Here is a 20,670-nt window from a genome sequence, read left to right on the forward strand (position 1 = left end):
TGCGTCATGAACGCTACGTTATACCCGCATCTGCGGACCGACAAACAGATCAGTAGACATCGCGGACGTACCGCTTGTCGGCGGCCATCTGCTCGACGTACGCCGCGGCGGCGTCGCGGTCGAGCCGTCCGTGTGCCTGCACCACCTCGCGCAGGGCCGCGTCGACGTCCTTCGCCATACGTCCGGCGTCGCCGCACACATAGAAGTGGGCACCGTTCTGCAGCCACTTCCACACCTGCGCACCATGCTCGCGCATCCGGTCCTGCACGTAGATCTTCTGCCGCTGGTCGCGGGAGAAGGCCAGTCCCAGCTCGGTGAGGAAACCGTCGGCGTGCATCGACTCGATCTCGTCGCGGTAGAGATAGTCGGCCTCGGATCGCTGGTCGCCGAAGAACAACCAGTTGCGGCCCGTGTGCCCGGCCTCACGACGGTCGTGGAGGAAACCGCGGAACGGTGCGATGCCCGTACCGGGACCGACCATGATCATGTCGGTCTCGGGTGCCGGTGGCCGGAAGTGCTCGTTGCGCTGCACGAAGATCGGGATGTCCACACCCTTGCTGTGATCCGCGAGGAACGACGAGCACACGCCCGCCCGGGATCGACCCTCGAATTCGTAGCGCACCACCGACACCGTCAGTTGCACCTCGCGCGGGTTCGTCTTCGGGCTCGACGAGATCGAGTACAGGCGCGGACGCAGACGGCCGAGGAGGTCCTTCCATTCGTCCCAGGGCGCCTTGAACGGGTACTCGGCGATGACGTCCATCGCCTGCCTCCCGTACAGCCACTGCTGCAGCTCGATCTTGTTGCCCGGTCGCAGGAGTTTCGCGAGTTCGGGACTGCCGCTCTGCTTCTGCACGAACCGGAGCAGTTCCGGTGTCACCCGGGTGATGTCGAGGTGACGGGTCGCGGCCTCGCGCAGCGGCACGGTAGGACGGTCGCCGAGTTCGACGGCGGTCTCCGGGTCGAGGGCGGTGACCTGCAGCCATTCGTCGACGGCCTCCGGGCCGTTCGTCGGCATCACCCCGAGTGCGTCGCCGGCCTCGTATTCGAATGCTGGATCGAAGATCTCGAATCCGAACTGACGCACGTCCTTCGCCGAACCCGCACCGCTCAGTGCAATGTTGCGGGTGATCCGGGTGACGAGCGGCGAGTTGCGGGTATAGGCAGGGGCCGCGGGAGCAGCCGATGCGACCGGGGTCGTCGAGCCTCCCAGCAGCGGTACGAGGGCGTCGAGCCAGTTCTGCGCGCGCTCGTCCTCTCCGGGTTCGCAGTCGACGCGCTCGGCCAGGCGGGTCGCGCCGAGAGTGCTCAGACGGTCATCGACACGGCGCCCGAAGCCGCAGAAATCGTCGTAGCTCGAATCGCCGAAAGCCATTACTGCATAACGCGTTCCGCTCAGTTCGGGCGCGGTGTCCGCCGCGAGCGACCGCCAGAACGACCCGCCGTTGTCGGGTGGGTCGCCGTCGCCGAAGGTGCTCGTGACGACCACGAGGTCGTCGATGTCCGCCAGCGCGGCGACGTCGAGTTCGTTCAGCCCCCTCAGCCGCACGGCCCGACCGGCATCGCGGAGCCGTTGTGCGCAACTCGCCGCGAAGGATTCGGCGTTGCCCGTCTGCGACGCCCAGGCCACCACGACGACCGGCCCGTCCGGCACCGCCTCGGTGGGCGTCGCGTCGGGAACCGGGGCCGAGTGCGCGTACATCCCGGCGAGCAGTCCGTCGACCCATACCCGCTTGTCGGCCGGGAACGGCGCGGTCGGCGGAAGGGTCGGCGCGGCAGTGATCTCCGCCGTCCTGAGTCCGGCGAGAAGACCTGCGAGATAACCTCGTTCGGCGTCGTCGAAGGTGGGTGCGGGAATCGTCCCGAGTCCCAGCGCAGACTCGAGACGGTCGAGCACCGAACCGCTCTCGAGCACCGGTTCGACCGCACCCGCGACCTTCTCCACCGACACGGCGCAGACCTTGAATTCGGGCTGCAGGGATGCCGGGTCGACGGCGTCGTTCGTCACGGCGTTGATGGCGAGATCGTCGCCGAAGAGGTCGTTCCAGTGGAAGGGCGCGAAACAGTTCCCGGGCAGCACCCGGTCGGTGACGACGGCCGGCAGCACGGCCCGGCCGCGCCGCGATGCGATCTCGACCCGGTCGCCGTCGACGATCGACAGTCGCTGTGCATCATCGGGATTGATCTCGACGAACGGTCCGGGATTCAGTTTGGTGAGTTTCTCGACCTTCCCGGTCTTGGTGAGGGTGTGCCACTGGTGCGGGACGCGTCCGGTGTTCAGGACGAAGGGGTGGTCGTCGTCCGGCATTTCCGCGGCGGGCATGTGCGGGCGAGGGAAGAAACGAGCGCGGCCGTCGGGGGTCGCGAACGCCAGTCGCGGACGGGAACCGTCCTCGCGCACCACCGGGGTCCGGCTCGTCCCGTCGTTGAGATAGCGGACGGGGTGCCGTGTCGCGGCCGACTCCGGCGGGCACGGCCATTGCACGGGCCCTTCCCGCAGTCGGTCGTAGGTCATGCCGCGCAGGTCGTAGCCGGTCTGCGGATTCGCAAATCCGGTGATCTCCTCGAAGATTTCCTCGGCACTCGAATAGTCGAAGGCGTCGCCGAAACCCATCTCCTGAGCGACCCGCGCGATGATCTCCCAGTCGGGCAGCGACTCACCGACGGGTTCGACGGCCTGCTGTAGAAGATTGACGGTGCGGTCGGATCCGACGGTGACATACTCGGATTCGGCCCACAGAGCTGCGGGTAGGAGAACGTCTGCGTACGAAGCGGTTTCGGTCTCGCGATAGACGTCCTGCACGATCACCAGCTCGGCCTTCCCGAGTGCCTCGAGAACGGTGCTCCGATTCGCGATCGACGCCACGGGATTGGTGCAGATGATCCAGCACGCCTTGATCTCTCCGGCGGCCATGCGCTCGAACATGTCGACGGTGCCGGCGCCGCCCTCGGTGCGCAGCGTGCCGCGCGGCAGCGACCAGCGATCTTCGACGAACGCGCGGTCGTCGTCGGAGAGGACACTGCGCTGACCGGGCAGACCCGGTCCCATGTATCCCATCTCGCGGCCGCCCATCGCGTTGGGCTGGCCGGTGAGGGAGAACGGCCCGCTGCCGGTGCGGGAGATCGCCCCGGTCGCGAGGTGCAGATTGCAGATCGCGTTGGTGTTCCACGTGCCGTGGGTGCTCTGGTTCAGACCCATCGTCCAGCAACTCATCCACTCCCCGGCCTCGCCGATCCACTGCGCCGCGGTGCGGATGTCGGCCTCGGCCAGACCGGTGACTTCGGCGACGACGTGCGGTGGGTAGTCGGCGAGGAACGACTCCATCGCGTCCCAGCCGTCGGTGTGCTTCTCGACGAAGTCGCGGTCGACGTGTCCGTTCTCGACGATCAGGTGCAGCAGACCGTTGAGAAGCGCCAGGTCGGTGCCCGGCGCGATCTGCAGAAACAGGTCGGCCTTGTCGGCGGTCGCGCTGCGCCGCGGATCGACGACGATCAGTCGCGCTCCCGCCTTGACCCGATCCATCATGCGCAGGAACAGAATGGGATGGCAGTCGGCCATATTGGAACCCGACACGAAGAAGACGTCGGCGAGGTCGAAGTCCTCGTACGAGCCGGGCGGGCCGTCGGATCCGAGCGACTGCTTGTACCCGGTCGCGGCGCCGGCCATGCACAGTCTCGAGTTCGATTCCATGTGCGAGGTGCGCAGGTATCCCTTCGCGAGCTTCGTCGCGAGATACTGGGCCTCGAGCGACATCTGTCCCGAGACGTAGAGAGCCACCGCGTCGGAGCCGTGGGCCGAGACGATATCGTTCAGGCGCCGCGCGGTCTCGGCGATCGCATCGTCGAAGGGGAGCCGGGCGACCTCGGCCGCCCGCTCGGAACGCATCCACGCCGTATCGAGCCGGCCCCCGGCCGCGAGCATCTCCGCGCTGGTCGCGCCCTTCGTGCACAACCGACCCCTGTTGGTCGGGTGATCCTTGTCTCCGTATGCCCTCACCACGCGTCGGTCACCCGTCTCCGGGTCGACGGCGACGTCGAGGAGCATCCCGCATCCCACACCGCAGTAGGAGCAGGTGGATTTCACCGTGGTGATCGCGTCCTGCATCCCGCAACTCCTCGACACCGTCTCGACTACGCCGGTGTCCATGCTGGAGAAGCGGTGTTGCGGTGGCGTCACCCGCGGTGAGCACGCGGTGACATCTGGCTCACGCCGCCGTCACGACGATGTGAGATCAGACGTTCGGAGTCAGGCCTCCTGCTGCTGTGCCCACCACTCGAGCAGCGCGGCCTCGGCCTCGTCGCGCTCGAGCGGGCCGCGGTCGAGCCGCAGTTCCTTGAGGAAGTTCCACGCCTTGCCGACCGTCGGACCTGCGGAGATACCCAGCAGTTCCATGATCGCGTTGCCGTCGAGGTCGGGCCGGACCTTGGCGAGATCCTCCTCGGCGGCGATGCGCTCGATCCGTTCCTCGAGACCGTCGTAGGTGGCCTGCAGCGCGGCGGCCCGACGCTTGTTGCGGGTCGTGCAATCGGCGCGCACCAGCTTGTGGAGCTTCGGCAGCAGCGGCCCGGCGTCGTGCACGTAACGGCGCACGGCCGAATCCGTCCACTGTCCCCTGCCGTAGCCGTGGAAGCGCAGGTGCAGGAAGACCAGACGGCTGACGTCCTCGATCATCTGCTTCGAGTACTTGAGGGCGCGCATGCGCTTGCGCACGAGCTTCGCTCCGACCACCTCGTGGTGGTGGAAACTGACGCCGCCCTGCGGCTCGTTGCGTTTGGTGTCGGGCTTGCCGATGTCGTGCAGCAGCGCGGCCCACCGCAGGACGAGATCGGGATCGCCGTCCTCGAGGTCGATGGCCTGCTTCAGGACGGTCAGCGAGTGCCAGTACACGTCCTTGTGCTGGTGGTGCTCGTCGATCTCGAGCTTCATCGCGGGGATCTCGGGGATCACCCGCTGCGCCAGACCGGTCTCGACCATCGTGTCGATGCCCTCGATCGGATAGTCGCCGAGGATCAGCTTGTCGAGCTCGGCCTGCACCCGCTCGGCGCTGATCCGCAGGATCTCGTCGGCCATCGAGACGATCGCGGTGTGCACGCGCTCGGTGAGGGCGAAGCCGAGCTGGGAGACGAACCGCGCCGCGCGCAGCATGCGCAGCGGATCGTCGTGGAAGGAGTCCTCGGGCTTCGCCGGGGTGTCGAGCACGCCGGCGAGCAGGGAGTCCATGCCGCCGAGCGGGTCGACGAACTCACCCGCACCGTCCGGTCCGATCCGCACGGCCATCGCGTTGACGGTGAAGTCGCGGCGCACGAGATCGTCCTCGAGACTCGTGCCGTACTTCACGATGGGGTGACGCGTGACACGGTCGTAGGCGTCGCTGCGGAAGGTGGTGATCTCGAGTTGCTCGAGTCCCTTCACCGCACTGATGGTCCCGAAGTCGATACCCGTGTCCCACTGGTGGTCGACGAATCCGCGCAGCAGCTCCTGCACGACCTCCGGACGCGCATCGGTGGTGAAGTCGAGGTCGGTGCCGAGGCGACCGAGCACCGCGTCGCGCACGCTGCCCCCCACGAGATACAGCTCGTGTCCGGCTTCGGCGAATCGCGCCCCCAGCGGGGCGAGGATGTCGGACAGATCGCGCAGAGTGGCCTCGGCTCCGGCGAGCAGCCGGGTACGACGGTCGGTGTCTGCGGTGGGGGAGTTCACGTCTTTGCACCTTACCGAGCAGCGCGTTCGTGTGGTTGAGCCGGGACCGACGTCGGTCCATCTACTATCTATGAGGTGTCGCCCGCCGAACGTGCCAACCGTAACCGCCGCAGCTCGCGGCGGCGTGGCGCGGGCGCAAAGAAGACCGCACACGGTGCTTCGCCCGGATCGTCCGCTTCGCCCGGACCTCGCATGCGGACCGTCCGCGAGACTTCCGCGGGAGGTCTGGTGGTCGACGGACTCGGTGGTCCGCCCGAGAAACTCTGCGCAGCCCTGATCGGCCGCACCGACCGGCGGGGACGCCTGCTGTGGTCGTTGCCGAAGGGCCACATCGAGCAGGGTGAGACCGCCGAGGAAACCGCGATGCGCGAGGTCCGCGAGGAGACCGGCGTGCGCAGTTCGGTGCTCGCCGAGCTGGGCAGCATCGATTACTGGTTCGTCACCGAGGGCCGCCGGGTCCACAAGACCGTGCACCACTATCTGCTGCGTTATCTCGGCGGAGAACTCTCCGACGCGGACGTCGAGGTCACCGAGGTGGCGTGGGTGCCGCTGCGCGAACTGCGGACCCGCCTGGCGTACGCCGACGAACGCAAGCTCGCCGACATCGCCGATCAGCTCATCGCCGAGATGGACCACACGCGACTCCCCGATGCCGACGAACCGGGGGCCCCACGCGGATGACGGTGGTGGTGTCCCGGGCGGGCGCCGCGGTGCTCGCCGTGCTCGTACTCGTCCTCACAACGGCAGGCGTGACGCCTCTTCTGCCGACGACTCTTCTCCCGACGGCCTCGGCGAATCCGGCCGCAGCCCAGACCGACCCCGACGAGCCGCGCTTCCTCGAGTTGAGTATCGACGAGGTGACGCCGCAGACGGTGACTCTCACGAGCGAGTCCGTCGTCACGGTCCGCGGCACGGTGGCGAACATCGGCGACCGGGACGTCGAGGACGTCTGGGTGCGGCTGCAGCGCGCACCGGTGGTCTCCGACTCCGCAGCGCTGCGCACCTCGCTGTCCCTCGACCAGGCCGGATTCGACACGGTCGGTGAGTTCGAGGAGGTCGCCGACCGGCTGGGGCAGGGCGAACGTGCCGACTTCGAACTCGAACTGCCGCTGCGCTCCGATCTCGTGCCGTCGCTCGACATCGACACTCCCGGCGTCTACCCGCTGCTGGTGAACGTCAACGGGGTCCCCGAATACGGCGGGGCGGCCCGGCTCGACGACGCACGCTTCCTGCTGCCCGTGCTCGCGGTTCCCGCGAGCGACGAGGTCACCGAGGAGACCGAAACCGGGAACGGCGGGTCGCGGGGCACGACCCGCTCGTCCGACGACGGCCGGCTCGACCGCGAGGAGAAGGCGTTCCCCGCCGTACCGCCCGACGTGTCCCGCCCCGCCGCGGTCACGATGCTGTGGCCACTGGCCGATCGGCCGAGGCTCGCCGCCGGCGTGGCCGGTTCCGGCACCGAGCCGGTACGCCTGGTCGACGACGACCTCGCGGCCTCGCTCACCGAGGGCGGGAGGCTCGACGGTCTGCTGCGCGCCGTCGAGGACACCGCCCGCACCGAACCCCGCGTCCTCGAGGGACTGTGCCTGGCCGTGGACCCGGACCTGCTCGTGACCGTCGCGAACATGACGCGCGATTATCTCGTCGTCGAGGATCCGAACGAACCGACCGGCGATGCGCGTCCGGGCTCGGGCACGGATGCCGCGGTCGCCTGGCTCGAGCGGTTGCGTGCCCTCGCGGCGACGACCTGCACGATGGCCGTGCCGTTCGCACAGGTCGACCTGACCGCGCTCGGCGACCTCGCCGACTCGTCCCTGACCGACTCCGCGCTCGAATCACCGGCGGCCATCGTCGACTCCATCCTCGGCGTCACCTCCACCCCGGGCGTGATGTGGCCCGACTCCGGCGTACTCACCGAGAAGACCGGATCGATGCTCGCCGCCGACGGCCCGGTGACCGCTCTGGTGTCCGACAACGCCCTCGAGGGCGGACGCGCCCTGCTCGCGGGCACGTCGTCGACGCCGTCCACCGCGCCGGGCGGCAACGGCTTCCGGATCTCCGGTGTCTCCGGCCTCACCGCCGCCCTGTTCGACTCGTCCGCGTCCGCGGCACTGGCCGGGATGGGCACCGACCCGCAGACGCCGTCCTTCGTCCCCTCCTCGGCGCGCTACGACCTCTCCCGCGATTCCTCGACGGCCCGCCTGCAGGACGCCCTCGGCGCGCTGGCCTGGCCGGCCATGGTGCCGACGGTCAGCGAGGTCACCGGGGCGGCACTGCCGGCCGCAGGCCGATCGGTGCTGTTCGCGCCGCCGCAGAACTGGTCGGCATCGCCCGACGACGCCGCCTCCGTGCTGTCGATGCTCTCCACGCTCGTCCGCTCGGGCCTGACCACGCCGCGACCGCTCGCCGCGCTCGTCGACGCGGCCGCGAACACCGCGAACGACCCGACGGCCTCGATGCTGGTCTATCCCGAGCAGGCGATCACCGACGGCGCCTCCGCGACGGTCGTGTCCGAGGCCGAGGAACAGATCGGCCGCCTCGACGCGATCCAGACGGCGCTGGTCGAGGACCCGCAGGCCCAGCTCACCCCGCAGCAGTTCACCGCCCCGCTGCGCGAGGACCTGCTGCGCGCGATGAGCCTGGCCGGTCGTCGCGGTGCCGACGCCGACGGTGCCTACGCGACCGGCGAGCACCGCGCCTCCGAGGTGCGGGAGGCCGTCGACGACATCTACGACGCCGTGACGGTCATCTCGACCGGCGGTGTGTACACCCTGACGTCCGAACAGAGTCCGCTGCTGCTCACCGCGCGCAACGACCTGCCCGTGGGCATCACCGTGCGGCTGCAGGTGGACGCGCCCGACACGGTGGACATCACCGATATCGGGCCGACCCAGCTCCCGCCGCGTGGCAGCCGCACCCTCACGGTGCCGGCTCAGATCAGCGACTCGCGGAACCTCCGGTTGGAGTTCGCACTCACCACCGACTCCGGCCTGCCTCTCGGCAGCTCGACGACGGTGACGGTACGTTCCAATGCGTACGGCCAGATCCTCGCCGTCGTCACGGGATGTGCGGGAGCCCTCCTGCTGTTCCTGGCGGGCAGGCGACTTCTGCACCGGTTCCGGGGAGAGCCGGATCCAGCCGACGAAGGGTATGAGAAATGACCGGGAACTCCACACGGGACGACGTGGAGACACACCCGAACCCGGGACCGTCGGACTCTCCCACCACCTCACCGGACGTCACGGGTGCCGGTGCGGGTCGCCGCAGGCCGCAGAGCCTGCTCGCGGCGACCGGCTCCATCGCCGTGGCGACCCTGGTCAGCCGCATCACCGGCTTCCTCAAGCAGCTGCTCATCCTGACCCTGCTCGGTGCGAGCGTCGCGTCGTCCTTCACCGTGGCGCACCAGATCCCCAACATGATCTCCGAGCTGGTGCTCGGCGCCGTCCTGACCTCGATCGTCGTGCCGGTGCTGGTGCGGGCCGAGCGGGAGGACCCCGACGGCGGTGAGGCCTTCGTCCGGCGACTGTTCACCGCGGCGCTGGTGCTGCTCGGCACGGCGACCGTTCTCGCGGTGGCCGCAGCCCCGGTCCTGACCACCCACGTCTTCCTCGACGAGTCCGGCAAGGTCTCGACGTCGCTGACCACAGCGCTGTCGTACCTGCTCCTGCCCGCGATCATGTTCTACGGGTTGTCGGGCCTGTTCACGGGCATCCTCAACACCCGGCAGGTGTTCAAGCCGGGCGCCTGGGCCCCGGTGTGCAACAACCTCGTGGTGCTCACCGTGCTGGTGATCTACTACCTGATGCCGGGCGAGATCACGCTCGATCCGGTGCGGATGAGCGATCCGAAACTGCTCGTCCTCGGCATCGGCGTGCTGCTCGGCGTCATCACGCAGGCGATGTGCCTGGTACCCGCGCTGCGCCGCGAAGGCATCAATCTCAGGCCGTTGTGGGGTCTCGACGACCGGCTCCGGCAGTTCGGTGGCATGGCCGCCGCGATCGTGCTGTACGTGCTGATCAGCCAGGCCGGGATGGTCTTCGCCACGCGTGTGTCGTCAGGCGCCGACGAGGCAGGTCCCGCGATCTACAACAACGCGTGGCTGCTGCTGCAGCTGCCCTACGGCGTCCTCGGGGTCACCGTGCTCACCGCGATCATGCCGCGCCTGAGTCGCAACGCCGCCGCGGACGACACCCCGGCCGTCGTCGACGACCTGTCCGTCGCGACCCGCCTCACCATGATCTCGCTCATCCCGATCGTCACCTTCCTGACGATCGCGGGTTCGCAGGTCGGCGCCGCGCTGTACGGCTACGGCAACTTCGGCGGCAGCAACGCCGAACGCCTCGGCCAGGCGGTGAGCTGGTCGGCGTTCACGCTCATCCCGTACGCGCTGGTGCTCATCCACCTGCGCGTGTTCTATGCCAGGGAACAGGCCTGGACCCCCACCTGGATCATCCTCGGCATCACCGCCGTCAAGATCGGCCTGTCCGCGCTGGCGCCCGTCGTCGCGGCGAACGACGAGCAGGTGGTGCTGCTCCTCGGCGCGGCCACGGGCGTCGCGTTCACCGTCGGAGCGTTCATCGGCGGCTATCTGCTGCACCGCACACTCGGCGACCTGCAGATGGCGAACGTCGGACGCACCGTCTGGCACGTCGTGCTCGCGTCGCTCGCCGCGGCGATTGTCGTGCTCGTCACCGACCGTCTCCTGCAACTCGACGTCCTTGCCGACCGCTTCGGGGGCATCGGCTCGCTCGTGCGGGTCGGGCTCAACGGTGTGCTCATGGTGCTCGTCGCGCTGGTCGGGATGTACCTGCTCAAGGTGCCCGAGATCCTCGCGATCGAAGCGGCCGTGCGACGGAAGGTCGCGGCACTGCGCGGCACCGCCCCGGTCGAGGAGGCCCCCTCCGAACCCGAGACCGGAACCACCTCCGACGAGGCACCGGCTCCCGCCCCCGTCCCGCGTCCGCGCTACGCCGAATCGAATGCCGAGAAGACCGTCATCCTGCCGCGTATCGACTACGGCGAGTACGGCGTCGGACCTTATGACGCCATCACAGAGGTCATGCCCGCCATCAGGGACGTGCCCGGTCGCAGCAATGCGCACGGACAACTCCCGTACCCTGATCAGCAGCAGGTACGGTCCGGGAGCCGTCGACCACGGTTCTTCGCGGCCCCCAGCGGCGACCCGCGTCTGCACACCGGAAGTGGACGAGTCGACAACGAAGGAGTGAGGGTGAGCGACGACCACGCTGCCGGCAAGTCCACCATCGATGCCGCCGCACGGCAGAAGTCTGCCGACAAGGACGGCAAGCGCCCGCCGCGCGATCCGAACCTCGACACGGGTGTCATCCCCGTCGGATCCCCGCAGCTCCCGCCGGTGCGTGTCGCGGGCCCGGCCTCCCAGCCGCGCCGTCCGATGCGCGGCCCCGATCTCATCGCCGGTGCCTCGGTCGCCGGTGGTCGCTACCGTCTGCTCGCCCCGCACGGAGGCGCGCGCGGTCTGCGTTTCTGGCAGGCACTCGACGTCAAGCTCGATCGCGAGGTCGCGCTGACCTTCGTCGACGCGGAACAGCGCGCGGCCGACGGCACCGGCCCCGACTCGCCGCAGGCCGTGCTCTCGCGCACCCTGCGCCTCGGTCGTATCAATTCGCCCGGACTCGCCCGCGTCCTCGACGTGGTGCGCGGCAGCTCGGGCGGCATCGTCATCTCGGAGTGGACTCCCGGCCGGTCGCTGAAGGAGATGTCCACCACCGAGCCGTCGCCGATCGGTGCGGCACGCGCGATCCGCGCGCTCGCGGCCGCCGCCGAGGCGTCGCACCGTGCGGGCAGCGCGCTGTCGATCGACCACCCGGATCGCATCCGCATCAGCGTGGCGGGTGACGCCGTGCTGGCCTTCCCCGCGACCTTCTCCGATTCCGACGCGATGTCCGACGTGCGCGGTCTCGGCGCGAGCCTGTACGGACTCATCACCGGACGGTGGCCGCTCGGTGAGCCATCGGCTCCGGGCGGCGTTCCCGTCCCGCACCACAGCGGTGCCACCGTCGGCGGAATGCCGGAGCCCGACCGCAAGGACGGTGTGCCGGTGGAGCCGCGCGTCCTGCGTCCCGATGTGCCGTTCGAGATCTCGGCGGTCGCGGTGCGTGCCCTGTCCGAGGACGGCGGTATCCGGACCGCCGCGACCGTGCAGCACATCCTCGACCAGGCGTCGGTCGTCGATCAGAAGACCGAGATGATCCCGGCACTGCGGATCGGGCAGCGCGCTGCCGCCGCGGAGACGCATGCACTCGCGGATCCCGAAGCGCTGGAACAGAAGAAGAAACATTCGCAGCGGATGCTCATCGCCCTGGCCGCGCTCGGTGCCACGACGGTGCTGTTGCTCGCGCTCATCGGATGGTGGATCGCGAACCTGCTCGCCGGCGATGCCAACGATGCTCCGCTGACGAGTCAGGAGTTCGGTCTGACTCCCACTGCCGAGGCACCCGCCGAGGAGGGGGCGGGCGACGAGCAGGTCGAGGCCGCGCCGCCGCGACCGGCGGCGAGCGCTCCGGTCTCCGCGACCTCCGTGTCGGTGTTCTCGCCTCAGGGCACACCCGATTCGCCCGCCACCGCGTCGCAGGCGATCGACGGTGATCCGTCCACCTCGTGGAGCACCGATGCCTACTTCGATCCGTTCCCGTCGCTGAAGAACGGTGTCGGACTTCTGTTCACGCTCGCCGACGCGTCGGAACTGTCCGCGGTGAAGGTCACCACCGACACGCCGGGCACGGTCGTCGAGGTGCGCAGCGCACCGTCCGAGTCGACGTCGCTCGATCAGACGCAGGTGATCGGTTCGGGCACACTGGCTTCCGGTGAGACCACGATCCCGGTCGAGGCGGACGGCCAGACTTCGCACGTGCTGGTGTGGATCACCGATCTGAGCTCGAGCGGCGGAAGCAACAAGAGTTCCCTCTCCGAAGTGGAATTCGAAGCCGCACGCTGACCGCGGACAGCCGGGCGGAATCGTCCGGATCGGCTACCATCCGCGCGTGCGAATTTTCGGGGGGATCGCAAAAATCGCCGTGCCCGACGGGGGTGTCGACGACGGCGGAAGCGTGTCGGACGGGGTGGCGTCCGATGGAGCAGTGTCGGATGCCGAGCTGCTCGCAGCACACATCGCAGGCGATCGGCATGCCTTCTCCGCCTTGCTGGCACGACATCACGACCATCTGTGGCAGGTCGCGCGGCGGACGAGTTACTCGAACGAGGACGCGGCCGACGCGCTGCAGGAGGCACTGCTCTCGGCGCACCGGAGGGCTTCGGGTTTCCGGGAGGACGCCGCGGTCCGCAGCTGGTTGCATTCGATCGTCGTCAACGCGTGCCTCGATCGCATCCGCCGCAATCGTGTCCGCGTGACCGTCCCACTGTTCGAGGACGATTCGCACGACCTGCGTACCCCGCGCGATCCCATCCACGACACCGAGATCGCACTCGACATCGAATCCGCCCTGTTCGCACTGCCACCCGACCAGCGGGCAGCCGTCGTCGCGGTGGATGTGGAAGGTTTCTCCGTCCGGGAGGCGGCGCAACGTCTCGGTGTTCCGGAGGGAACGGTCAAGAGCCGCTGTGCCCGCGCGCGGAGCCGGCTCGCAGTTCTTCTCGACGACCTTCGCTCCGAGGGGAACCGATCGTGATCCTCCTCCGTCTTACTCTGGTGAGGGATGCCGAACCGCGGAGGAGAGTCGCGCATGAACGAGGACGAGATGCGTCCGTCGAACTCCGCCGAGATGCGCCCGCCGTACTCCGCGGAGTTGCTCGCCGATCTGCATGCCGGGGTGCTCGACGAGGAGCTCGCCGCCCGGTTGTGGCCGCGCGTGCGCCGCGATCCCGGGGCCGTCGTGTATCTGGCGCGGCTCGACGCGACGCAGGCGCGGTTGTCGGCCCTGCGCGGCGCTCCACCGAAGGAATCGATTCCGCCCGAGATCGCCGCGCGTATCGGTGCCGCGCTCGCGGAGGATCGATCCGACGACCGGTCCGATGTCCGGTCCACACCGTCCCGCATCGCACGGCGTCGCCGGTGGGCGGTGGCCGGTGCCGCGGTCGCGGCTGCAGTGGCGGTGTTGCTCGTGGTGGTCGTGCGCGAAACGGCTTTCGGTAGCGACGACCCGACCGGTGTTCCCGTCGCGGCAGCGGAAGACGAGGCCCTGTTCGAACCCTCCACCCTGCGGGCGATGATCGGCGACACCGATCCCGGTCTCCTCGGTGGAGCCGATCGTCTCCGAGAATGCTTGGACGCGAACGGTTTCGAAGGCCGGTCACCGATCGGTTCACGCGCGGTGCGGTACGCCGGCGACGATGCCGTCCTCGTCCTGTTGAGCGGACCGGACGCACCGGCGCTCACCGCCCTGGTGGTCGGAACCGACTGCGACGCAGATGATCCCGCGATATTGGTCCGCAAGACGATCGGCTGACCTTTCGGCGCTCGGGTCCGGCGCTCGGGTCCGGCGCTACGCCACGGTCGACAACAGTTCCAGGATCCGCGCGCGCAGCGCGGGTGTGTCGTCCTCCGCGGCGATGAGGCCGGCGAACAACGCCGACCCCGCTGCCATCACGAGCACGGCCTTGGCGTCGATCTCGACGTCCGAGCCGTCGCCGTCGGCGAACAGGGCGGTGCTGGGGCCGCTGAACGTGCGCCAGAGCGTGTTGCGGAGGTCGTCGTGGTCCCGCAGTGCCGCGAGAAGCCCCGGGAGCGCAGCGCGGACCTCCGGCCGGGAGAACAATTCGATGCTCCCGGTGACCACCCATTCGATCCAGCCCTTGCGATCGATGCCGTCGTAGGACGTCAGATCGGGTGCGGAACCGAGCAGTGCGTCGAGCACCAGGTGGGCCTTGGTCGGCCACCGACGCGTGAGTGCGGCGCGGCCGACGCCGGCGCGGGCGGCGACCGCCCGCAGGCTCAGCCCGTCCCAGCCGTGGGAGCGGAGCATCTCGCGGGTGGCGGTGAGGACGTCGTTGTCTATTCGGGGGTCGCGGGGGCGCCCCGGAGCGGTGCTGGGCATGGGATCCGTGATGTCGGGACCGAGTGGGAATCGATCTGGCGCGGAGTGTGACGAGCGTTATAGTCGAAGCGCAATTACGATACCACTGGCATCGAAAGTAGGGGCATGTCTTCGCCGCGACCCACCGTGTTCGAACCGGCCCGACTCGGGCCGCTCACCCTCCGCAACCGCATCGTCAAGGCGGCAACCTTCGAAGGGGTCATGCCTCGAGGAGCCGTCAGCGACGAACTCGTCGAATTCCACGCCGAGGTCGCCCGCGGCGGCACCGCCCTCACGACCGTCGCCTACTGCTCGGTCTCCCACGACGGCCGCGTCCACCGCGACACCCTCGTGCTCGACGCCGACTCCGTCCCCGGCCTGACCCGGCTCACCGACGCCGTGCACGCCGCCGGGGGTCTGGCCTCCGCGCAGATCGGCCACGCCGGACTCGTCGCCAACCAGATCTCCAACAAGATGAAGACGCTCGCGCCGTCCACGCGCATCAGCGCCCCCGCCATGGGGCTCGTCCGCGGCGCGACACTCGAGCAGCTCGATCGGGTGGTCGAGGACTACGCACGCGCCGCGCGCTTCGCCGTCGAGGCCGGATTCGACGCCGTCGAGGTCCACCTCGGGCACAACTACCTGCTCAGCTCCTTCATGAGCCCGAATCTCAACAAGCGCTCCGACAAGTACGGCGGCAGCATCGAGGGCCGTACCGCCTTCCCGCGTCGCGTGCTCGAGGCCGTCCGCACGGCGGTGGGGGAGGGGGTGGCCGTCATCGCGAAGTTCAACATGACCGACGGCGTGCCCCAGGGTCTGTGGCTCGACGAGTCCCTGCCCATGGCCAAGCTCATCGAGTCCGACGGCACCATCCATGCCATGCAGCTCACCGGCGGGAGCTCGCTGTTGAACGGGATGTACTTCTTCCGCGGCGACGTCCCCATGAAGGAGTTCCAGGCGTCGCAGCCGAAGGTCGTCGGCTGGGGACTGAAGGTCTACGGGCCGAAGATCTTCCCGAAGCTCCCGTTCGAGGAGGCATTCTTCCTGCCCATGGCCCGGCAGTTCCGCGAGGAACTGAAGATCCCGCTGATCCTGCTCGGCGGCATCAACCGGCTCGACACTATCGAGACGGCGCTCGACGAAGGCTTCGAGTTCGTCGCCATGGGCCGCGCGCTGCTGCGTGATCCGTATCTCGTCCGCAAGTTCGAGGAGAAGACGGCACACGAAGGTCTGTGTATCCACTGCAACAAGTGCATGCCGACCATCTATACGGGCACGCGTTGCGTGATCCGCGAGACGCTGCGGGACGTGCCCGGCGCGGCCTGAGACCGTACCGGTTCGCATCGAGGGCGGGCCGGTCGGGCGACCGGCCGGTCCGTACAGGGCGTCTGTGGCGGGACGCACGGCGGAAGGGGAACAACACAGTTTACCCTGGTGTTGACAGTATCTGTAGGCTGCCGTCCGGTTCCGGCCGGATCGCCCGCAGTCCTCGCGCCCCCGTTCACCCAACCGGAAGGCTCCGCCGCATGACGACCTCGCCCACGATTCACGACCTCATCATCGTCGGTTCGGGACCGGCCGGATACACCGCCGCCATCTACGCGGCCCGCGCCGAACTCACCCCGCTCGTCTTCGAGGGAACGCAGTTCGGTGGCGAGCTCATGACCACCACCGAGGTCGAGAACTTCCCGGGCTTCAAGGACGGGATCATGGGCCCGGAACTCATGGACCAGATGCGTGAGCAGGCACTGCGTTTCGGCGCCGATCTGCGCACCGAGGACGTCGACGAGATGGACCTCACGGGCCCGGTCAAGACGGTCGTCGCCAATGGCGAGACCTACCGCAGCCACGCCGTCATCCTCGCGATGGGCGCCGAGCCGCGTTACCTCGGTGTGCCCGGGGAGTCGCAGCTGCTCGGCCGCGGCGTTTCCGCCTGCGCGACCTGCGACGGCTTCTTCTTCCGCGACCAGGACATCGCCGTCGTCGGCGGTGGCGACTCCGCGATGGAGGAGGCGACCTTCCTGACGCGCTTCGCGCGCAGCGTCACCCTCATCCACCGCCGCGAGGAGTTCCGCGCCTCGAAGATCATGCTCGAGCGCGCCCGCGCCAACGAGAAGATCCGCTTCGTCACCAACGCGAAGGTCGCCGAGGTGCAGGGCGAGAACAGCGTCACCAACCTCGTCCTCGAGGACACCGTCACCGGCGAGCGCAGCGACCTGCCGGTCACCGGCTTGTTCGTCGCCGTCGGCCACGACCCGCGCAGCTCGCTCGTCAAGGGTCAGGTCGACCTCGACGACGAGGGCTACGTGAAGGTCTCGGCGCCCTCCACCGCGACCTCCGTGCCGGGTGTCTTCGCCGCGGGCGACCTCGTCGACCACACCTACCGCCAGGCGATCACCGCCGCCGGCACCGGATGCTCGGCGTCCATCGACGCGGAGCGGTGGCTCGTCGCGAACCGCGAGGTCGAGGCGCCGACGCTCGCCGAGGCCTGATCCACCACCCCGTTCCACATTCCACCCCGAGATTCAGGAGACATCCGTGGCCGACAAGAACACCGTCACCATCACCGACTCGTCGTTCGTCGAGGACGTACTGCAGTCCGAGAAGCCCGTCCTCGTCGACTTCTGGGCCACTTGGTGCGGTCCGTGCAAGATGGTCGCTCCGGTTCTCGAGGAGATCGCGGCCGAACACGGCGACAAGCTGACCGTCGCCAAGCTCGACATCGACGCCAATCCGTCGGCCGCACGCGACTACCAGGTCATGTCGATTCCCACGATGATCCTCTTCTCCGGTGGCAAGCCGACGAAGACGATCGTGGGGGCCAAGGGCAAGGCGGCGTTGCTTCGGGATCTCGCGGACGTCCTGTAGTACCGTCCCAGGATCAACCTCTCGGATGTGCCCGTGAGCCCGTCTTCACGGGCACATCCTTCATCCCACTCCCGTTCGATGCTGCCCAGCCCTCACGCCGGGCACCGATCCTGTCAGCACGGAAAGGCCCGATACATGCGCCCTCTTCGTCACGGCGACCACGGTCCGGCGGTCGCCGAGATCCGGAGCACCTTGGCCGGCCTGGGCTTCCTGCACAACGAGCCCGAGGAGTCGGGCGACTGGATGGGATCGGACGTCCGCTTCGATCGTGAACTCGACGGAGCCGTGCGCGCGTTCCAGCAGCAGCGCGGTCTGCTCGTCGACGGGACCGTAGGCCCCGCGACCTACCGTTCCTTGAAGGAAGCGTCGTACAAGCTCGGTGCGCGCACCCTGATGTATCAGCTCTCCGCTCCGCTTTACGGCGACGATGTCGCGGCCCTGCAGACCCGTCTGCAGGATCTCGGCTTCTACGTCGACCGCGTGGACGGCTACTTCGGGCCGAAGACCCACGAGGGTCTGTGTTCCTTTCAGCGCGAGATCGGACTCGCCTCCGACGGCATCTGCGGTGCCGAGACACTGCGCTCGCTCGAACTGCTCGGCACGCGCGTGTCGGGCGGGTCGCCCCACGCGATCTCCGAGGAGGAGATCGTGCGCCGCTCCGGTCCGCAGCTCAGCGGCAAGCGCATCGTCATCGACCCGGGTCTCGGCGGTAACACCCACGGCATCATCGTGCCGAGCCCTCACGGCCCGATCTCCGAGGCCGACATCCTGTGGGATCTCGCGCGTCGGCTCGAGGGCCGGATGGCGGCGACGGGCATGGAGACCTTCCTGTCGCGGCCGTACCACGTGAATCCGACCGACGTCGAACGCGCGGGCACGTCCAACGCGTTCGGTGCCGACCTCATGATCTCGCTGCGGTGCGACGCGAGCCACAGCCCCGCCGCGAACGGCATCGCGAGCTTCCACTACGGCAACTCGCACGGGTCCGAGTCGATGATCGGACAGGTGCTCTCCGGTTACATCCAGCGCGAGATCGTCGCCCGCACGAGCCTGCAGGACTGCCGCAGCCACGGCCGCACCTGGGATCTGCTGCGCCTGACGAACATGCCGACGGTGCAGATCGATCTCGGTTACCTCACCAACGAGCAGGACGCCGCGCTGCTCGCCGATCCGCGCAGCCGCGACATCATCGCCGAGGCGATCCTCATCGCGGTGAAGCGGCTGTACCTGCTCGGCCAGGACGACCAGCCGACCGGCACGTACACCTTCGCCGAGTTGCTTGCCGAAGAGTTGTCCATCTCCGACAGTCGCTAGCAGGCCCGTAGACGAGAAAAGGACCGCCTCGCAGAGTCTGCGGGGCGGTCCTTTTTCGTCGGTGTCGGGTGTACGTCAGTGGGCGCCGACGGCCGAACCTGCGGTCAGATCCGCGACGGTGAGAGAGGACTCCTCGAGGAGCCGATCGAGGGCGGCCTCCACGGCGAACTTCCACTCGTGGTCGCGGTCGAGCTCGAGACGCAGCCGCGGGTAGCGGTAGTGCGGGGCGACGACCTCGAAGCCCATGTCCTCGAGGAAGTCTGCGTCGATCATGCACTCCGTGTCGGAGCACCCGAGTGCGGCCGTCGCGTGCGGCACATCGCTCGCTTCTACGTCGGCGGTACGTCGGATCCCGAAGGCCTCGATGGCACGGACGTTACGACGGACGAGATCGGCGACGACACCGCGGATGAGGTCGGCTCCGACATCCGGCTCGTCCGCGTGCGGTTCGGTCCGCATGGATGTCAGCAGGATCGCGTCGGCGCTGACGGGCGCGGTAGGGAAGGCCTGCGCGCGGGGAACCATGCCCGGCGGAGCGTAGAGCGCGCACCCGGCGGCCTTGTCGCCGATCGTCGCGATCTGGCCGCACGACCCCCATTCGAGAAGGACCATGGACAGCCATGCTTCCTTCTCGAATTCGGGGTCGGCGAATTGCTGAACGTCGGGCGATGAGGTGGGATCCAGCTCCCAGAAAACGCACCGTCGCGCATGAGCAGGCAACTGCTCGATCCCACTCAACGTGAGCGGTGATACTCGGGTCGACACGGGATAGCTCGCCTCCACGTCTTTCGTCTACAGACTGTTGTCTTGCTCCGACGAGGAGTCAAGAAAGGTCGGTCTGAGACTCCATCATCTTCACGATGCGTTCGAGGTCGTCGACCGAACCGAACTCCACCACGATCTTGCCCTTGCGCTTGCCGAGGCTCACGGTCACGCGCGTGTCGAAGGAGTTCGACAGACGCTCCGCGACGTCCTGCAGCCCCGGCATCTGGATGGGCTTCCGACGCTTCTGCTGCGGAGCGTCGGGGGTGTCGTTGCGGTTGGCGAGCACGACGGCTTCTTCCGTCGCCCGCACGGACAGGCCCTCGGCGACGATGCGTGCGGCGAGTGCCTCCTGAGCGTCGGCACCGGCCTCGAGCGCCAACAAGGCACGCGCGTGCCCGGCCGACAGCACTCCGGCCGCCACGCGTCGTTGCACCGCGACCGGCAATTTGAGCAGCCGGATCATGTTCGTGATGACCGGCCGCGACCGTCCGAGCCGACTCGCGAGTTCCTCGTGGGTGACCTCGAACTCCTCGAGCAACTGCTGATAGGCCGCGGCCTCTTCAAGGGGGTTGAGCTGCACCCGGTGGATGTTCTCGAGCAGCGCGTCGCGCAACAGCGATTCGTCCTCGGTGTCGCGGACGATCGCGGGGATCGTGCCGAGGCCTGCCTCCTGGACGGCACGCCAGCGACGCTCACCCATCACGAGCTGGAATCGGTCGCCTTCGAGGCGGCGGACCACGACCGGCTGCATGAGCCCGAACTCGCGGACGGAGTGGACGAGCTCGGCGAGCGCTTCCTCGTCGAAGACCTGCCGCGGCTGCTTCGGGTTGGGCTCGATCCGGTCGATCGGGATCTCGAGGTACACCGCTCCGGTGGGGGAGGGGAGGGGTTCGCTTTCGGATGCCGCTCCGGACGCCCGTGCCGCGTCGTCCTCGACAGGCTCCGCCGGGGACGCGGGCGCCGGCGTTCTGCCGTCGCCGATGATGAGATCGGCGGCTGCCATACCCAGAC

Annotated in this window: 14 protein-coding genes; 9 read left to right on the forward strand and 5 right to left on the reverse strand. The window is 68.6% G+C overall.

Annotated elements, in window-relative coordinates; genetic code table 11:
- Window positions 1–49: 49 nt before the first annotated feature.
- Both QR64_RS05495 and QR64_RS05500 read right to left on the reverse strand, forming a co-directional pair.
- The gene (locus QR64_RS05495) at window positions 50–4,105 is read right to left on the reverse strand and encodes a bifunctional nitrate reductase/sulfite reductase flavoprotein subunit alpha (RefSeq protein ID WP_039584426.1); all 4,056 of its coding nucleotides are present in this window, start codon (window positions 4,103–4,105) and stop codon (window positions 50–52) included.
- 141 nt (window positions 4,106–4,246) lie between these two features.
- Window positions 4,247–5,701: a CCA tRNA nucleotidyltransferase gene (locus QR64_RS05500; RefSeq protein WP_006550891.1), complete on the reverse strand. Its 1,455-nt coding sequence runs from the start codon at window positions 5,699–5,701 to the stop codon at window positions 4,247–4,249.
- A 75-nt stretch (window positions 5,702–5,776) separates the two neighbouring features.
- Here QR64_RS05500 and QR64_RS05505 point away from each other — a divergent pair, with 75 nt between their 5' ends.
- From QR64_RS05505 to QR64_RS05525, 5 genes are all read left to right on the forward strand, one after another.
- A complete protein-coding gene (locus QR64_RS05505; RefSeq protein WP_033098068.1) occupies window positions 5,777–6,382 on the forward strand; it encodes an NUDIX hydrolase in 606 nt (201 codons plus the stop codon).
- Window positions 6,379–8,862 (forward strand): DUF6049 family protein, encoded by a 2,484-nt coding sequence (locus QR64_RS05510; RefSeq protein WP_006550893.1) that lies wholly within the window; start codon window positions 6,379–6,381, stop codon window positions 8,860–8,862. Before QR64_RS05505 ends, QR64_RS05510 begins: the two co-directional genes overlap by 4 nt.
- Window positions 8,859–12,677 (forward strand): murein biosynthesis integral membrane protein MurJ, encoded by a 3,819-nt coding sequence (gene murJ / locus QR64_RS05515; RefSeq protein WP_039584427.1) that lies wholly within the window; start codon window positions 8,859–8,861, stop codon window positions 12,675–12,677. The genes QR64_RS05510 and murJ overlap by 4 nt, the downstream gene beginning before the upstream one ends.
- 142 nt (window positions 12,678–12,819) lie before the next feature.
- The gene (sigM, locus tag QR64_RS05520) at window positions 12,820–13,368 is read left to right on the forward strand and encodes an RNA polymerase sigma factor SigM (RefSeq protein WP_033098127.1); all 549 of its coding nucleotides are present in this window, start codon (window positions 12,820–12,822) and stop codon (window positions 13,366–13,368) included.
- A 54-nt stretch (window positions 13,369–13,422) separates the two neighbouring features.
- Window positions 13,423–14,145 (forward strand): hypothetical protein, encoded by a 723-nt coding sequence (locus QR64_RS05525; RefSeq protein ID WP_019290481.1) that lies wholly within the window; start codon window positions 13,423–13,425, stop codon window positions 14,143–14,145.
- Window positions 14,146–14,181: 36 nt separating this feature from the next.
- Here QR64_RS05525 and QR64_RS05530 read toward each other — a convergent pair whose 3' ends face one another.
- A complete protein-coding gene (locus QR64_RS05530; protein WP_039584429.1) occupies window positions 14,182–14,733 on the reverse strand; it encodes a TetR family transcriptional regulator in 552 nt (183 codons plus the stop codon).
- A 105-nt stretch (window positions 14,734–14,838) separates the two neighbouring features.
- On the opposite strand from QR64_RS05530, the gene QR64_RS05535 reads away from it, so the two are divergent.
- The 4 genes from QR64_RS05535 (at window position 14,839) to QR64_RS05550 (ending at window position 18,894) form a co-directional block, all read left to right on the forward strand.
- Complete coding sequence (locus tag QR64_RS05535) at window positions 14,839–16,038, forward strand: NADH:flavin oxidoreductase (RefSeq protein ID WP_006550898.1); 1,200 nt, start codon at window positions 14,839–14,841, stop codon at window positions 16,036–16,038.
- A gap of 200 nt (window positions 16,039–16,238) precedes the next feature.
- Window positions 16,239–17,204 (forward strand): thioredoxin-disulfide reductase, encoded by a 966-nt coding sequence (gene trxB, locus QR64_RS05540; protein ID WP_006550899.1) that lies wholly within the window; start codon window positions 16,239–16,241, stop codon window positions 17,202–17,204.
- Between the two features lie 46 nt (window positions 17,205–17,250).
- Window positions 17,251–17,580 carry a thioredoxin gene (trxA, locus tag QR64_RS05545; protein ID WP_006550900.1) on the forward strand — a complete coding sequence of 110 codons (330 nt, stop codon included), beginning with the start codon at window positions 17,251–17,253 and terminating at the stop codon, window positions 17,578–17,580.
- Window positions 17,581–17,715: 135 nt separating this feature from the next.
- Window positions 17,716–18,894: an N-acetylmuramoyl-L-alanine amidase gene (locus tag QR64_RS05550; protein ID WP_006550901.1), complete on the forward strand. Its 1,179-nt coding sequence runs from the start codon at window positions 17,716–17,718 to the stop codon at window positions 18,892–18,894.
- A gap of 75 nt (window positions 18,895–18,969) precedes the next feature.
- Here QR64_RS05550 and QR64_RS05555 read toward each other — a convergent pair whose 3' ends face one another.
- Window positions 18,970–19,659 carry a hypothetical protein gene (locus QR64_RS05555; RefSeq protein ID WP_033098129.1) on the reverse strand — a complete coding sequence of 230 codons (690 nt, stop codon included), beginning with the start codon at window positions 19,657–19,659 and terminating at the stop codon, window positions 18,970–18,972.
- Window positions 19,660–19,717: 58 nt separating this feature from the next.
- On the reverse strand, window positions 19,718–20,668 hold the full coding sequence (locus QR64_RS05560) for a ParB/RepB/Spo0J family partition protein (RefSeq protein ID WP_411908075.1): 951 nt from the start codon (window positions 20,666–20,668) through the stop codon (window positions 19,718–19,720).
- Window positions 20,669–20,670: the final 2 nt, after the last annotated feature.

Source organism: Rhodococcus sp. Chr-9, from assembly GCF_000801125.1.
Lineage (GTDB): Bacteria > Actinomycetota > Actinomycetes > Mycobacteriales > Mycobacteriaceae > Rhodococcus > Rhodococcus pyridinivorans.